General features: G+C 63.0%; 13 protein-coding genes. 10 read left to right on the plus strand and 3 right to left on the minus strand.

Annotated features, from left to right (window positions below):
* The 3 genes from ACQPYR_RS22070 to ACQPYR_RS22080 all read left to right on the plus strand — a co-directional run bounded on the left by ACQPYR_RS22070 (position 1) and on the right by ACQPYR_RS22080 (position 3,503).
* Positions 1 to 2,208 (plus strand): pyruvate, phosphate dikinase, encoded by a 2,208-nt coding sequence (locus ACQPYR_RS22070; RefSeq protein WP_433634971.1) that lies wholly within the window; start codon positions 1 to 3, stop codon positions 2,206 to 2,208.
* Between the two features lie 46 nt (positions 2,209 to 2,254).
* Positions 2,255 to 3,049: an SDR family NAD(P)-dependent oxidoreductase gene (locus ACQPYR_RS22075; protein WP_433634972.1), complete on the plus strand. Its 795-nt coding sequence runs from the start codon at positions 2,255 to 2,257 to the stop codon at positions 3,047 to 3,049.
* A gap of 85 nt (positions 3,050 to 3,134) precedes the next feature.
* Complete coding sequence (locus ACQPYR_RS22080) at positions 3,135 to 3,503, plus strand: hypothetical protein (protein WP_433635215.1); 369 nt, start codon at positions 3,135 to 3,137, stop codon at positions 3,501 to 3,503.
* Between the two features lie 441 nt (positions 3,504 to 3,944).
* Here ACQPYR_RS22080 and ACQPYR_RS22085 read toward each other — a convergent pair whose 3' ends face one another.
* A complete protein-coding gene (locus ACQPYR_RS22085; RefSeq protein WP_433634973.1) occupies positions 3,945 to 4,511 on the minus strand; it encodes a hypothetical protein in 567 nt (188 codons plus the stop codon).
* A 283-nt stretch (positions 4,512 to 4,794) separates the two neighbouring features.
* Between ACQPYR_RS22085 and ACQPYR_RS22090 the strand changes: the two genes are divergently transcribed.
* From ACQPYR_RS22090 to ACQPYR_RS22115, 6 genes are all read left to right on the plus strand, one after another.
* On the plus strand, positions 4,795 to 5,718 hold the full coding sequence (locus ACQPYR_RS22090) for a LysR substrate-binding domain-containing protein (RefSeq protein ID WP_433634974.1): 924 nt from the start codon (positions 4,795 to 4,797) through the stop codon (positions 5,716 to 5,718).
* A gap of 74 nt (positions 5,719 to 5,792) precedes the next feature.
* On the plus strand, positions 5,793 to 6,986 hold the full coding sequence (locus ACQPYR_RS22095) for an amino acid deaminase/aldolase (RefSeq protein ID WP_433620838.1): 1,194 nt from the start codon (positions 5,793 to 5,795) through the stop codon (positions 6,984 to 6,986).
* A gap of 9 nt (positions 6,987 to 6,995) precedes the next feature.
* Positions 6,996 to 8,186: an MFS transporter gene (locus tag ACQPYR_RS22100; RefSeq protein ID WP_433620839.1), complete on the plus strand. Its 1,191-nt coding sequence runs from the start codon at positions 6,996 to 6,998 to the stop codon at positions 8,184 to 8,186.
* Between the two features lie 16 nt (positions 8,187 to 8,202).
* On the plus strand, positions 8,203 to 9,696 hold the full coding sequence (locus tag ACQPYR_RS22105) for an aldehyde dehydrogenase family protein (RefSeq protein WP_433620840.1): 1,494 nt from the start codon (positions 8,203 to 8,205) through the stop codon (positions 9,694 to 9,696).
* Between the two features lie 239 nt (positions 9,697 to 9,935).
* Positions 9,936 to 10,907 (plus strand): SMP-30/gluconolactonase/LRE family protein, encoded by a 972-nt coding sequence (locus tag ACQPYR_RS22110; protein ID WP_433620841.1) that lies wholly within the window; start codon positions 9,936 to 9,938, stop codon positions 10,905 to 10,907.
* Positions 10,908 to 10,929: 22 nt separating this feature from the next.
* Positions 10,930 to 11,784: an SDR family NAD(P)-dependent oxidoreductase gene (locus tag ACQPYR_RS22115; protein ID WP_433620842.1), complete on the plus strand. Its 855-nt coding sequence runs from the start codon at positions 10,930 to 10,932 to the stop codon at positions 11,782 to 11,784.
* 7 nt (positions 11,785 to 11,791) lie between these two features.
* On the opposite strand, the gene ACQPYR_RS22120 is transcribed toward ACQPYR_RS22115, so the two are convergent.
* Positions 11,792 to 12,883 (minus strand): AraC family transcriptional regulator, encoded by a 1,092-nt coding sequence (locus ACQPYR_RS22120; protein WP_433620843.1) that lies wholly within the window; start codon positions 12,881 to 12,883, stop codon positions 11,792 to 11,794.
* A 549-nt stretch (positions 12,884 to 13,432) separates the two neighbouring features.
* Here ACQPYR_RS22120 and ACQPYR_RS22125 point away from each other — a divergent pair.
* Positions 13,433 to 14,821: a flavin-containing monooxygenase gene (locus tag ACQPYR_RS22125; protein ID WP_433620844.1), complete on the plus strand. Its 1,389-nt coding sequence runs from the start codon at positions 13,433 to 13,435 to the stop codon at positions 14,819 to 14,821.
* A 215-nt stretch (positions 14,822 to 15,036) separates the two neighbouring features.
* On the opposite strand, the gene ACQPYR_RS22130 is transcribed toward ACQPYR_RS22125, so the two are convergent.
* On the minus strand, positions 15,037 to 15,666 hold the full coding sequence (locus tag ACQPYR_RS22130; RefSeq protein ID WP_433620845.1) for a TetR/AcrR family transcriptional regulator: 630 nt from the start codon (positions 15,664 to 15,666) through the stop codon (positions 15,037 to 15,039).
* Positions 15,667 to 15,706: the final 40 nt, after the last annotated feature.

A 15,706-nucleotide genomic window follows, 5' to 3' on the forward strand; every position in this document is an offset into this window, starting at 1 on the left:
ATGACAGTTATGGCAGTACGCGAGAGCGCGCTGGTCGTCCCGCTCGACGGAACGTGCGAGCTGTCGCGAGAAGAACTCGGCGGCAAGGCGTGGAGCATCAACCGGATGCGGTCGCTCGGGCTGCCGGTACCGCCGGCAATTGCCGCCACGACCGAAAACTGCCGCGCCTACTACGCCGGTGGTATGCGGCTTTCCCAATCGCTGTGGCAGCAGATCACCGACAGCCTGCGAGTACTGGAGACCGGCTCCGGTCGGCAATTCGGTTCTGCGACGAAGCCGCTGCTCGTATCCGTTCGTTCGGGCGCTGCCCGCAGCATGCCGGGCATGATGGATACGGTCCTGGACCTCGGAATCAACGATCAGATCGAAGCTGCGCTCGCGGCCGAAACCGGAGATGCGGCCTACGCGGCCGACACTCACCGCCGGTTCCGTCACGCGTATCGCGATGTGGTGCTGGGCGATTCGTCGGGTGAAGTGCCAAACGATCCATGGCTGCAGTTGCGCGCGGCAGTGGAGGCGGTCTTTCGGTCGTGGAATTCGCCTCGCGCGCAAGCGTATCGGCATCACCATGACATCAGCGTGGAGGCGGGCACAGCAGTCACGGTGCAGGCCATGGTGTTCGGAAATCTGGATGATCGCTCCGGCACAGGGGTCTTATTCACCCGCAACCCCATGACCGGTGACCGTGAGCCGTTCGGCGAGTGGCTGCCGCGTGGGCAGGGCGAAGACGTTGTATCCGGCCGTGCGGATCCTTTGCCGCTCTCGGCATTGCGAGCACACATGCCCGACGTGCATGCGGAATTGTTGGACCTGGCGGCGCAGCTGGAGCGCGATTCTCGCGATATCCAGGACATCGAGTTCACCGTGGAGGCGGGGCGGCTGTGGCTGCTGCAATCGCGCACGGCGAAACGATCCCCGCGTGCCGCGGTCCGTGCGGCCGTCGCCATGGTCGACGAGGGCCTGCTGGATCCGCGACAGGCGCTGTCGCGGATCACCGCGAAACAGGCACGGTCACTGCTCGCTCCCACTCTGGATCGGGAACGCCTCGCCGAATCCGACCGGGCCGCAACCGGACTCCCGGTCTGCGAAGGCGTCGCCACTGGCATTGTGGTTATCGACCCGGACGAGGCCGAGCAGCGCGCCGAGGCAGGCGAGGACGTGGTCCTGGCCCGTGTCACCACAAGTCCCGACGACATGCACGGCGTGATCTCGGCCCGGGCAGTCATCACCGAGCACGGCGGATCTACTTCGCACGCGGCTGTTGTCAGCCGTGAGCTGGGCAGGGTCTGCGTCGTAGGATGCGGGGCCGGATCGGTAACCGGATTGGCCGGACAATGGGTCACCGTCGACGGCGGCAACGGCGAGGTGTGGCTGGGCGCCGCGGCACTGTCACAGGTCGACGAGGCCGACGACACTGATTTCACGCGATTGATCGAGTGGGCGCAAGCCGCTGTGCCGCAAGTTCATCGCGCAGGTATCGAGGCCGAGCCTGGGCCTCAGTTACCGGCACTGCTCGCCCTGTTGGAGACCGATGCCCTGCGTGGCGTTGAAAAGTCAACGGTCCCAGCCGCATCCGAGACGCAGGGCGATACTTCGATCGATGAGTTGACGGTGCTACGACTCCTCACGCTCAAGGGGCGGACCGAGGTCGATGTTCTTGCCGAAAGCCTCGCGGTGAACCGCCGGTTGGTCGAGGAGTCCGTCAGCCAGCTCATTACGGCTGGCTGGGTCAAGTCCCTCGGTAGCGCATTGCGGCCGACCGCCGAGGGCCGCCGTTATCTCGCGGAGCTGATCACGGCGGAGGCTGCCCGAGTTGATCGAGCCGCCGCTGGCGCTGTCTACGACCGGTTCTCTGTTCTCAACGGTGAATTCAAGAAGATCATCACTGACTGGCAAATGCGGGATCTGACCACGCCCAATGATCACAGCGACCCGGAATACGACCGCAACGTACTGGCGAGCTTGAGCGCACTGTTCGACCAGGCGCGGCCCTTGATTGCCGAATTGCCGTCGCTCACCCCGCGGTTGGCGCACTACGTGCACCGATTTACCCGCGCCCATGCGCGGATCGCGAATGGTGACCACGGCAGTGTCGCCGCAATCGGTAAAGACAGTTTCCACACGATCTGGTTCGAGCTGCACGAGGACCTGATCGGCATTATCGGCGCCAACCGCGCCGACGAGGCCGCGGCTGGGCGCGCCCTGTAGTCACCCCGGAATCGCTTCACCCCTTACAACAGAAGGAAGTTCAACGATGTCTCCGATTACCCGTTTCCAGGGCAAGGTCGTGGTCGTCACCGGCGCCGCCGGCGCGCTCGGTATCGCGATCACGCGGCGGCTCGCCGCGGAAGGCGCCGCATTGCTGCTGGTCGGCAGTGGTCGCATGCCACTCACCGAAACCGTTGCCGCGGCAGAAGCGGCGGGGGCCAAGGTAGCCACAGTCGAGGCCGATATCGTCACCGCGGAGGGCGTGCAAACGTATATCGCCGCCGCGCGTGAACAATTCGGCCGCATCGATGTGCTGATCAATCTGGCCGGCATCGAGGGTCTGATCGCTCCTCTGGTGCAGTACGACGACGAAGTCTTCGACAAGGTCCTGCTCACCAACACCCGTTCGGTGTATCTCGGTATCAAACATGCCGCGCCGATCATGATCGAACAGGGCGGCGGTGTCATCATCAACATGTCCTCGGCCGCGGGCGTCCTGGGCATGCCGATGTTCGGACCATACGTCGCCAGCAAACACGCCATTCTCGGTTTGACCAAGAGCGCAGCCGCCGAGCTTGGCCAATTCAACGTTCGTGTTGCCGCGGTGACGCCGGGCCCCATCGAATCGCCGATGATGGATCGCATCGAAACGGGTGTCGCGCCGGTGCTCGGCTCACTCGAAGCCGTAAAGGAGGCGTATACCTCGATGGCGGCGAACAAGCGGTATGGCACCCCCGATGAGGTCGCCGCCGCGGTGGCCTTCCTCGCGAGCGACGACGCAGGCCATATCCATGGCACCTACCTGCGTGTCGACGGCGGAATGGCCGCCTTGTCCGCATGAGCTCGACTGTCAGAGTCAGATATGGCCGGTCGGTGGGAGCTGACGCTCCCACCGACCGGCGCGCAGAACCGATTACGGCTGAGTTATCAATGGTCGCAAGTGGTTCAGCAGCGGCGCACACGGCGCCGCCTTCGGGGTCGTGCTGGCCCGCACCAGTGGCAAGCCGGGCGGCGGGGGCGCGATGTTCCTCGTCGACATGCAGGCACCGGGCCTCCAAGGTGCGCGTCGACAGTCTCGACGAAGGGTACTTCTGCGGTCACCGAGAGTTGCCGTTCACCAACGTGGCGGGGTGACGACGTGGTGCTCTGCGAGGTCTGCTCCGGCAGCAGCTCACGCTGTGGGCCGACGAGCTGCTCTGGGTTCGAGGCAGCATGCCGGACGGCGTCGCGGCCGCGCTGTTCGTGGCCCACCAGACGGCACCTATGGCGCTGTTCCGGCGGCCAAGCAACTGTGAAGGATGCGTCGACCGAATCGTCATCGGAAACGAATCACCCGGAATTGGCTAACGCTCGATTTGCCATCCGCATGGAAGACCACATGTCAGCAAATTGCTGACTTCGCGCTCATAATCCGGCATCAGCCGCGCAATTTCGAATGCTTCGGCATGACAGCCGCAGGCGGGGCACCGGCCGAAGTAATCGAGTAGTCCCGGACGACGCAATAGGTGGGCGGCATGGCGGTGGTGTGAGTCTAGCTCTGGTGGCTTGTATTCCGGCGGCGATGATTTCTCACATCGAGCGTCGCTGGACTCCGTCTTAATAGTCAGCCGACTGACTCTTGTTCGACGAAATGCCCGCTACAGTTGATGATTCGGGACTCGTCAGAATGGGGCTGTGCGTACGTTGATTGGGCCGAGAGCACGCACAGCGGTCCGATTCTTACAAGAGGTTGGATATCAGCCGACGGTCGATCCGAGTGGTGCGGAGATCTCGCCTGCGGCGTGCAAGGTGTTGTAGGCGTCGACCAGTGCGCCGATCCCGACGGGAATGCCGACGACGGCGCCGCCGATGATCGGTCCCAGCGCGGCCCCGAGCGCCATGCCGGGGATGCAGCCACCGATCATGCCGACTACTGCACCCACGACACATCCGCCCGCGAGACCGATGAGGCCGCCCGCGAGGGTACCCGCCGTGACTCCGAGCATGAAGGCATTACCGGCCTGGGTGAGCGCGTTGTTGATGTCTGCCTGACTGTCTGCGCCATTGATCGTCGTTGCCGGTGGAGTGACATCTGTTGTCGCCGAAACGAACTGCGCCTCAACCGTATCCGTCGCCACGGCTGACGGACTAGGGAGTGGTGCGGAGATCTCGGCTGTGTAATTGGCCGTCGGTTCGGCGGTCGATGCGGCCGTGAATGGCTGGCTCGGCGCGGCGTGGGCGGTCGCGTTCTCGGCTGAGATCGACACCAGGGCAGCGGCGATGGTGGCCGCGGCGAGGAGTCGGGTGCGGGTTGTGTGATCCACGTTATCTTCCTGAATTGTTAAGTCGTGTTACAGTTTCGAAGAGTTCATGCCGAATACGTAGTGGTGGATGAGCTTTCGGAGAGATCCTCGTCACTGCTTGCCGGTATTCAATCAGCGACGCCAGGGATTGCGGGAGTGCTAGACCGGACATAATGGGGGGGCAAACCGGACACCAGGGCCGCTTGGCTGGTTTCGGTTGAATTTCATTTATCGCTCGCGACCAGCATGTTATGGGTGCTCGCATGTGCGGGTGGTTCGAGAGCGGGACTACAGTTCAGAAGTTGTGGAAGCCCATACTCGTAAGCTCCGATATTTTGTGGTGTTGGCTGGCGAGCTGCATTTCAGTCGCGCTGCGGCGCGGTTGCATATGAGTCAGCAGGCGTTGAGCAAGCACATAAATGAGCTCGAGGACGAGGTCGGCGCCGCCCTGTTCGACCGGTCGAAACGGCAGATACGGCTGACCGTCGCCGGAGAGGTTTTCCTGACCGCAGTGCAGCGCTCGCTGGCCGTTCTCGATGAAGGTGCACTTCAGGCCAGCCGTGCCGCTCTCGGCGAAATCGGGACATTGAAGGTCGGCGCGACAGTCGGCGCAGCGTTGGAACTAACTGAGCATATTCTGGCCGCGTTCACCGAGGTCGCCCCCGATGTGCAGGTCGAGTTGCAGGAGTATTCGTTCGGCGATCGTTCGGCCGGATTGGCTTCTGGCGACACGGATATCGCCTTCGTCCGGCGGCCGATCGTTACCCCGGATCTCGACTACTTCACCTTGTTCGTGGAACCGTTGGCCGTTGCGGTGCACCGTGACCATCGGCTCGCCGACCGTTATACCGTCGGCGTGCGAGATCTCGCGGACGAACCGATTGTGGTCGGGAGATCCACGGATGCCGATGCTGAGCGATTCTGGACGCTCGGCGCGTACCGGGATTCCTCGGCACCGGTCGTTTACGCGAGTTCGACCACCGAAGAGTTGCTGTTCGTCGCCACCGGCAGATGCTGCATGGTCACTGCCACCGCATCGGTGCGCTGGCAACCGCATCCCTATGTTAGATATCTGGCTATCACCGATGCACCCGGTTCCGAACTGGCCGTGGCCTGGCCTAGCGGGTCGGATAATCCACTGGTGAAGAAGTTCATTTCCGCGGCGCGCACGGCGCTGGAACGACAGGCCGAACTGATTCGGCAGATCGAACAGCCTTCCGGATTCTGACACAACCTACCCGTTGTGGATTGCCCGCCGAATTGCTGTTTTTCTCGGTCGATTTCAGCGATCAGACTAGCCGAATGACGATCGTCAGCACGCAGTACGAGCGACTCGAACACGCTTGCGCGGATCTCGAGGGCCCATTCGCAGTGATCGACCTCGATGCCTTCGACGCCAACGCGGCCGATCTCGCGCGACGGGGCGGCGGCAAGCCGATCCGTGTTGCGAGCAAGTCGGTTCGTGTGCGATCGCTGGTACGCCGGGTGTTGGATTGGTCCCCCATATTCCAAGGGAATCTGTCGTTGACCCTGCCGGAGGCGCTCTGGCTCGAGAAGCAGGGATTTGACGATATCGTCGTCGGCTACCCGTCCACCGATCGCAACGCCCTCTCGTCCTTGGTCGAGTCGCATAGCCGGGTCACGGTGATGGTCGATAGCGTCGAGCATCTCGACCGTCTCGAGTCGGTAGGTGCGGCGGCCGATCGGCGGGTGCGGGTCTGCCTGGAGCTCGATGCGGGTCTCTGGCTGCTCGGCGGGCGAATTCGGTTGGGGCCGAGACGTTCTCCGTTGCATGAGTCGGCGGACGTGGTAGCACTCGCCAAGGAAGTATTGCGCAGACCGGGATTCGAATTGGTCGGGCTGATGGGATACGAGGGCCAGATCGCGGGAGTCGGCAATCATGTTGCGGGCAGACCATTCACCAGTGCGGTGGTTCGCCTCATGCAACGAGTTTCAGCCCGGGAACTGGCTGAACGTCGTGCCGACACGGTCTATCGTGTACGCGCGCTGGCGCCACTAGAATTCGTCAACGCGGGAGGCACCGGCAGTCTGGAATCATCTGCGGCCGAGCCTGCCGTGACCGAATTGACCGCAGGCTCTGGACTGTATGGACCGCGGCTGTTCGATTCGTATGCCACCTTCCGCCCGATTCCCGCCGCGTTCTATGCGTTGCCTGTCGTGCGCAAGCCAGGCCGCGGCGTAGTGACCGCGCTCGGGGGCGGCTACGTAGCATCGGGCCCGATCGGTCTGGATCGTCTTCCACAACCCGAGTACCCGGCGGGTCTACGCCTGGATTCCCGTGAGGGCGCGGGCGAGGCCCAGACGCCGTTGCTGGGTGCTGCGGCCGACCACTTGCGCATCGGCGATCGCGTGTGGATGCGCCATGCGAAGGCGGGCGAGCTGTGCGAGCGATTCGATTGGCTCTACCTGATATCGGGCGACGAGGTGGTCGACCACGTGCCTACCTACCGCGGCGAAGGCCACTGTTTTCTCTGAGGAGTCGCCATGTCCACATCCGCCCGGTCGAGCCGTTGGTCGGTGCTGGTCGCCTACGCGTTGGTCGCGATCGCATCCCAGGTGCTGTGGCTGACCTATGCCCCGGTAGCGACGGTCGCAGCTGATCAATACCACGTGTCGCTCGGGGCAATAGGCTGGCTGACCAACACGTCCCAGTTGCTGTATGTTGTCCTCGCGGTGCCGGTCGGACTGCTGCTCGACCGAGCCTTCCGCACGACCCTGGCCGCTGGGGCTGTGCTCAGCGCAGTCGGCGGGGTTGTGCGCTTGATCGGTGACAATTTCGCTTGGGCGCTGACCGGACAGACGCTGGCTGCGATCGCGCAACCGTTGATTCTCAGTGCCATCACCAAGGTCGCTCACGAGTACCTGGACGAAGAGGGCAGAACTCTCGGTATTGCTATGGGCACGTGCAGTATTACTGTCGGCCAGCTGTTGGCATTCGCATTGGGGGCAGTGTTTTCCAGAGCCGACCAACTGCCGCTATTGGTCGGGACAGGTGCATCGATGTCGGTGCTTGCCGCCGTTGTGCTCGTCGTTGCTCTGCGTCGGCCGAGTATGTATCCGTCCGGTGCGGTTGCGGCTGGGTTCGGCTCGGTGCGATCCGTCTGGGGCGACACTTCGATCAAGCTTCTCTGCGGCGCGGTGTTCATCGGATTCGGCATCTACATCGCAACGACGACCTGGCTCGAGGCGCTGTTGCAGCCTGCTGGCGTGGACGCCGCGTCATCCGGGATGCTGCTGGTGGTCATGTTGATCGCCGGAGTGGTCGGCGCGATATCGTTGCCGAGCCGAATCACGAAGCGCGGCAAGGAATCCTCGTTGATGTGTGCGGCAGCTATGACTACCTCGTTTGCCGCGTTCGCGCTCGCTATCTACCCCGGATTCGGTGTCGGGATGGTTGCCCTTGCCGGCGTCGGCCTTCTCAATCTCGCCGCCCTTCCGGTCATTCTGGAAATCGCCGAGCGCCGGGCCGCACAGGCCGAAGGCGCCGCCGCATCGATGATTTGGATGGCGGGCAACGCTGGCGGGCTGGTCGTGACGCTGCTGGTCGGTCTGCTGACCGGTGAACCATCGACCGCTTTCCTGCTGATCGGAGTCATTGCGCTGGCAGAAGTTCCGCTGGTGCTCGCGTTACGACGCGAGTCGGCGGCTGTCGTGACGCTGCCCAGCGCAACCTGAATCGAAAGGAACGAATGTGACCGTCTCTATCACCGCTGAGATCCCCGTCGAGAATCCCGCCACCGGCGAACTGATCGGCATGGTGCCCAACCACGGCCCCGACGATGTCGCCTCGGCAGTCGCTCGTGCCAGTGTCGCCCAGCCCAACTGGCAGGCAGCGGGTTTCGCTGCGAGGGCGGTTGTGCTCGATCGCTGCCGTCGCTGGTTTATGGGCAACAGCGAACGGATCATCGACTCGATTGTGGCGGAGAACGGCAAGCCGCATGAGGACGCCGTGATCGAAGTGGCCTACTGCATGTCCGCCTTCGCTTTCTGGGTGAAGAACGCGCGGAAGTACTTGGCGGACGAGAAAGTTCGTTCGAGATCCCCGTTCGTCCTCGGCCGCAAACTGAGTGTGCGCTACGTACCAGTGGGTGTTGTGGGGGTCATCGGACCATGGAACAACCCGCTGCTGAATTCGTTCGGCGATGCTATTCCGGCACTGGCGGCGGGTAACGCCGTTGTGCTGAAGCCGAGCGAGATCACGCCGTTGACCGCGCTGCTGATGGCCGAAATGGCCCGCGACTGCGGGGTTCCCGACGGTGTCTTCACCGTGATCACCGGGGATGGCCGGACCGGCGCGGCATTGGTCGATCATGTCGATTTCGTGATGTTCACCGGCTCGACTCGCACCGGCCGAACGATCGCGGCGCGCGCCGGCGATCGACTGATCCCGGTAGCACTCGAATTGGGCGGCAAGGATCCACTCATCGTGCTGCGTGACGCCGACTTGGAACGTGCGGCAAACCTCGCCGTTTACTCCGCACTGCAGAACACCGGACAGACCTGCACGTCCACCGAGCGGGTATATGTCGAGGAACCTGTATATGAGGAATTCGTCGCGAAGGTCGTGACCAAAGTTCAAGCCATCCGACAAGGCGTCTCCACCGCCCTGGGCACAGTCGACGTGGGGCCGATGACCTTTCCGCCGCAGATCGAACTGGTCGAGCAGCACGTTCGTGAGGCGATCGATAAAGGGGCACGGGCGCTGGTAGGTGGTCGGCGCAAACCCGGCACCGATCGCTACTTCGAACCGACAGTGCTTGTAGACGTCGACCACTCGATGTCCTGCATGCGAAAAGAGACCTTCGGCCCGACCATACCGATCATGAAAGTCCGTGATGCGGCGGAGGCGATCCGATTGGCGAACGACACCGACTACGGACTGCAGGCTTCGGTTTACGGCGGCGATGTCGGGAATGCTTCGGCGGTCGGCGCGCAGCTGCGGGCGGGTGTCGTGACAATCAACGACTCGCAGAGCAACTACCTGGCGCTGGATCTTCCCATGGGCGGCTGGGGCAGTTCCGGCCTCGGCGCGCGCCACGGTGCGGAGGGCATCCGCAAGTACACACGCAAGCAAGCGGTGATGCTGAATCCGCACCCGACCAAGTCCGAACTGCATCAAATGCCGTTCAAGAGCAGGAATTATCGGTTGATCATGAAGCTGGTTCGCCTGCTTTACGGCCGTTGAACGGGCCACCGGCGCTGGAACGCCTACGGCTGGCGACCTGTTTCAGTGAGCTTGCAGGACCACACCGGGAATGTCGGACAGGGGCGGGGTCTGAGCGGACATCCCGGCGGGTGGCCCTTATTTGAGTTGCGGTTTCGAGCAAGGATTGTTGGAGCGGTCGCCACAAGTCGAACATCGCGGGCGGCAGATCGCCTCTGCGGGTTTGGGTTTCGTTGGTTTCAGGAAGGTATCGCCCTCGTATGACACGAAGAGCTGCTGTGGTGCTGAGCGGTTTTGGAGTACCCGAGTCACTGCGCTGGCACGATGACGCATTGTGGTTTTCGGATCTCGCGCATGGAACGGTGCACCGCTGGGACGGGGTCGGAGAAGTCGAGACGGTCGTGAAAGTACCCGGGCGCGCGGGCGGTCTCGGCTGGCTCCCCGACGGCCGATTGCTGGCGGTCTCGATGGACGGACACTGCGTGTACCGGCTCGAGGCCGACGGGCAGCTGGTCGAGCACGCGGATCTGCGGGATATGGCCGGTGGGCCGGTCAACGACATGCTCGTCGATGCGCAGGGCCGGGCATATGTGGGGAACTTCGGTTTCGACTACCACGGTTTCGTTCGTCAGCAACCGAATTCGATGCTGTACACCCCGCCGGGTCCTCCACAGGCTCCCATCGCGTGCTTCGCGGTGGACGGAAGTCGGTTCGGCTTGACCGATCCCGTCATGTTCCCGAACGGGACTGTGCTGAGCGCTGACGGCAGGACGATGATCGTGGCGGAGACACTGGCGATGCGGTTGACCGCCTTCGACGTTCGTGCCGACGGCAGGTTGGAGAACCGTCGGGTCTGGGCTCCACTGATCTCGGCGTTGCTGTGGCGGATGGTCAATCACTCCGGTACCGCCGGGCGGGTCACTCGTCGGCTGTCCGCACTGCTCGACCATCCGGAAATCGCGAAACGCTCCTCGTCGCCGATCGCTCCCGACGGCATCGCGTGGGACAGTGATGGCGAGACGATCTGGGTCGCGAACGCGTTGCGTGGCGAGTGCGTTCGGGTGGCCGAAGGCGGTCGCATCATCGATCGGATTCCTACCAGCCAGCAGACGCTGAGCTGTCTGGTGGCCGGACGTGACGGCCGGACGTTGTTCGCCGCGACCGTGCCCACGGACGATCCGGTGAAGGCCGGCCAGCTCAACGGCGGCCGTATCGAACTACTGCGACTGTGAAGTCCGGATCAGGAAGTTGGAAATGAACGCAAAGCCTGTGGACAGCAAGGTGATTCTGGTGACCGGCGCGGCGAACGGCATCGGCGCCGCAATCACCCGGGCGGCAATCGACCGCGGCCACCGTGTTCTGGTCACCGATATCGACGAGGTCGCCGCCCATGCCGCAGCCGAAGCCCTGGGTGCGCGCGCCGCTGGATTCGGCTTGGATGTCCGCGACGGGACAGCCTGGGAGAAAGCCTTCGATGCCGCTGAACGCGAATTCGGGACCGTCGACGTGTTGATCAACAACGCGGGCATCATCCATACAGGCAAGGCGCGCGATCTCACGTTCGAACAGCACCGTGAGATGGTCGAGATCAATCTGCTCGGCACCATGGCGGGCGTATACGCGGGTCTCGGACGAATGGCCCGCAACGGTCGCGGTCATCTCATCACAATCTGCAGCATGAGTGCGTTCCTGCCGCTTGCGGGCTACGCGACCTACGGCGGCACCAAGCATGCGATCCGGGCATTCCATCACAGCGTGGCGCTGGAAGAGCGGGCAAATCCCCTGGACTTCACCATTATTCACCCGCCGTCCACCAAAACCCGGATGCTCGAGCAAGAATTGCTCGACCCGACCGCGGCCACGGCGTTCGCCGAGAAGCCGTACCAACCGGAGCGGATCGCCGAGGTCGTGGTCGACGCGATCGCGACCAAACCGGTGGAAGTGGTGTTTCCCCCGATAGGCGGGCGCATACAGCGGGCCGCCGGAGCCTTCCCACGGTTTATGCGGTGGGTGATGCCTATAGTCGAGATCATCGGCAAAAAGCAGCAGCGGCGACTGCTCGCCGCCAGGCACGGCGCGAAGGACCGGCAGCACCACGGACATCCTTGAAAGACCGTTAAACGCTGGCGGTCGAAAGCTGGGCCCCTGCCGGTCGGCTCGTGCCGATCGTCGGTATCGACGGGGCGTCGTGCCTGGTTGCGCTCGGCAGCCGACCCGTCCAGCGTAGGTATGCGCGGCGAAACTCCCGCGCGTCGCAGAATCCCACCTCGCGAGCGATGCCCTCGATTGTCAACGTCGACTCATGTAGGAGGAAGGTCGCACGGCGCTCGCGCACACGGTCGCGTACGACGCTGAAGCTCTCACCGGTGGCATGGAGTTGGCGGCGCAGCGTGCGCTCGGTCATATGGAGCTGCTCGGCAACCTGGGCCATGGTAGGCGGATTGCGTAAATCACGATCCAATAGGGCCGTAACAGAAGAGGTGATACTGGGCTCGGTATCGCTCGCGTCGAGTAGGCGCCAACACGTGTCGATGGCAGCGGCGCGGACGAGGCCATCGTGGGTCGCGAATCGGCGCTCGAGAAACTCGGCTGGGAATCGTAAACGGTTGGCCGGGGCGTCGAATCGCACCGGGCACCGAAAGAAGTATGCGTATTCCCGGACGTACGCCGGTGGTGAATAGCTCAGTTCTATTACGGTGGGGGACTGGTCGCGGCCGAGCATCGATCGCATGAAAACGACTGTGCTACATAGTGCTTCCTCGATGAGGAAGGGAGTCAGTTCGGGGTCGGGTGCTAGTTCGAACAACGATACTGTCACCTGGCCGTTGGTGACTTCGGCGGCCGCGTCGACGAGGCTCCCACTGGCACGGTGCAGTTCCAGGGCGACCTGGAGTGCCTCGGCGCCGGTGGCGCACGCCCGCATAGCCATCCCGACCATGCCGAAAGACAGCAACGAATCCCGCGTGCCAACCTGCATGCCGAGGGGCCAGCCCGGCATCGCTCGAATCGCTCGCCGCAGGATCGTGGCGGCCTGCCGGTACGACATTCGGACGGTGTTGGAGCTGACGAGCTCGTCGGGGTTCAAACCGGTGCCCGTGAACCACGATGTGATGGGTCTTCCTTCTCTTTTGCCGACTTCGACGACGCCGGTGACGATCGTGGGTGGGATAACCACGCGAGTCAATGGCGAATCGGTTGGTTCGACCATATCGAAGCTCCTTTCGAGCGATGACTCGGACAGTCTTCCAGTGTCGAAGGCTGGCTCTCAGGTGAGGAAAAGCCACTATACGGCCTGATTTCAACTTCTGTATTGGTTATCTACTTCAGAGTCTGGACATTTGTCCGAAGTTGACTTACGGTTGGCTGTCGGTTGAAGCCTCGCCGACGTCAACCTCCGCGACTCGAGAGCGATCCTCATGGGAAGAAAGCGAGATCCTTTCGCCGAGCAGGGATTGCAGCAGCTGATTCGGACGCTCGGTGCCCTGCCCGATCCAGTGCAATGTGTGCAGCTGTTCTCGGACGGCTTCTTTCTCACCCGAGGCCCAAATGGGCTGGTACAGAGGGTCATTACCTGTCCGCTCTCGGACGGGCGAGCGAACCTGGCGGCTCGCTACTGCTCGCCGAAGACCTGAACGGCCTGCCGTCGCCGCATGTCGTGCTTGCCGGGTTCGACCCGTTGCGCGATGGAGGCATACGCCCGGCGGTTGCGGAATGTTGAGAGCACCGACCTCGTCGGCGAAGACAAGGAAGTGAATTCATGACCGCACGCAAGCCAGCCAATGTGTCCGTCAACGAGAGCGCTTGCGAGATCGCAAGCGACATCTGCATTATCGGGGCGGGACCGGGCGGCCTTGCCGTGGCGCGCGCACTGCGCGAGCGAAATCTGTCCTACACCCACCTCGAGCGGAACCACGGAGTCGGCGGAATCTGGGACATCGATGCTCCTGGAACGCCGATGTACGAGTCGGCCCATTTCAACTCCAGCAAAACTGAGTCGGAGTTCGGCGGTTATCCGATGCCGGAATCGTTCGCCGATTATCCCTCACATCGACACATCCTCGAATACCTCCATTCATTCGCCGAGGCGTACGGTCTGACCGAACGGATCGAGTTCGGCGTCGAGGTCACCGGGATCGAACAGCATGCGGACGAAACCTGGACGGTAAGCCGCGTCGACGGCAGCAGTAGCCGTCACCGGTACGTAGTGATGGCTACTGGTTCCCAGTGGTACCCGAACATCCCTGAGGTCCCCGGTTTCACGGGTGACATCCGGCATTCAATGGACTATCGGAGCGCGGGGGAGCTGACCGGTAAACGAGTGCTCGTGGTGGGCGGCGGAAACTCCGCTGCCGATATCGCGTGCGACGCCGCGCGGGTCGCTGAGCGCTCGGTGATCAGCATGCGCCGCGGATACTGGTTCATTCCGAAACACTTGTTCGGCCGTCCGGTCGATACGATAGCGTCCGGTGGTCCTTCGTTGCCGATGTGGTTCGAACAATTGCTGTTCGGGGCACTCCTGCGCCTGGTGAACGGCGATCCGCGACGACTCGGGTTGCAGAAGCCCGACCACAAGCTCTTCGAGACCCATCCGACACTGACTTCATTGCTACTGCCCTATCTGCAACATGGCGATATCATCGCCAAGCCCGGCATTGCGCACGCTCACGGCGAGACCGTCGTCTTCACCGATGGATCCCGAGAGCGATTCGATGTGATCGTCATGGCCACCGGCTTCGTCCACAAAGTGCCGTACGCCCAGAAGTACCTTAGCGACGAGCAGCATCCCGACCTGTATCTTTCGGCGTTCTCCCGCGAGCACGCCGGACTGTTCGGAGTCGGCTACGTGGAAACCAACGCAGGCGCGTACCCGTTGTTCGACCTGCACGCCCAGATGATCGCAGGCTTCATCGACGACTCGCTCCAGAAGTCGCCCAACGCTGCGCGATTCGCGCACATGATCCGCTACGACCGCCCCGACCTTTCCGGCGGGATCAAATTCGACGGATCACCCCGGCACAAGGGGTACGTCAACAGCACAACACTGCTGAAGTACCTGCGAAAAGTGGTGTCCGACATGGGATGGCGGGCAACGGGCAACCCGCCTCCAGCGCGACCGTCGCAGGCGTCGGTCGCGGTGGGCTCGTGAGCAACGATGCCGCGACGCTCCGAATCGTCAATCCGGCGAACGGAAACCGGCTCGCAAACACTGCGCGCCGCGATCTCTGCTTAGGTCAGAGCCACGGCAGAGTGTGCTCAACGGAGTTTCGATTCGGGCATCTGGGTCGAAGCTGCCGCCCCGGGGACCGGGGCTTCAACATCGGTGGCAGCCCGCCTACATCGATCCGGATCCGCCGATTCCCCTCATACGCCTTCGATTTCCCGGCGAGTCGCCGTGTCTTCGGCGGTAAACGTACGGAACTGGCCGAGCAGTGCCTCGCGCATGACCCTGCGGTCGGCCTCGCCGCGGGGCCATGCCTGGCGGTGCAGGTCGAGCCCGTCCATGAGAGCGACGACAACAGGTGCCCGCTCGGCAGGCCGAGCAATACCGAGGGTACGCAACGCAGACTCGGCGACCCGTTCGACGTTGGCCATGACCTGATGCGCGCTAGCCTGCAGCTCTGGACGGCGAGCGCATTCGAGATAGAGCTCGAACTGGGCGACAGCCTCTGTTCGTGGAACCTCCAGTTGGCGCTCGACAAAACGATCGATCGCGTCCTCCGGTGAAAGGCCGGTCTTCCCGATCTCCTCGATGGTGGCCTGGGCGCGAGCGACAATCCGCTCGGCAACCAATTGCAATGCCGCGGCGATCAATTCATCCAACGAAGCGAAGAAGTAACTCGTTGTCGACAGCGGAACACCCGCCCGCGTGGCAATCGCCCGGTGGGTGGCCCCACTGACCCCTGAATCCGCGATGATTTCAATAGCGGCGTCAAGGAGCTTCGCCCGGCGGGCTTGACTGCTTTCGCGATGTTTCGCGGGACGGGCGGGCACCCGAAAAGCCTATCGTCTGGACGATTGTCCGCACATAGGT

The sequence above is a fragment of the Nocardia sp. CA-120079 genome, assembly GCF_050955745.1.
GTDB lineage: Bacteria > Actinomycetota > Actinomycetes > Mycobacteriales > Mycobacteriaceae > Nocardia.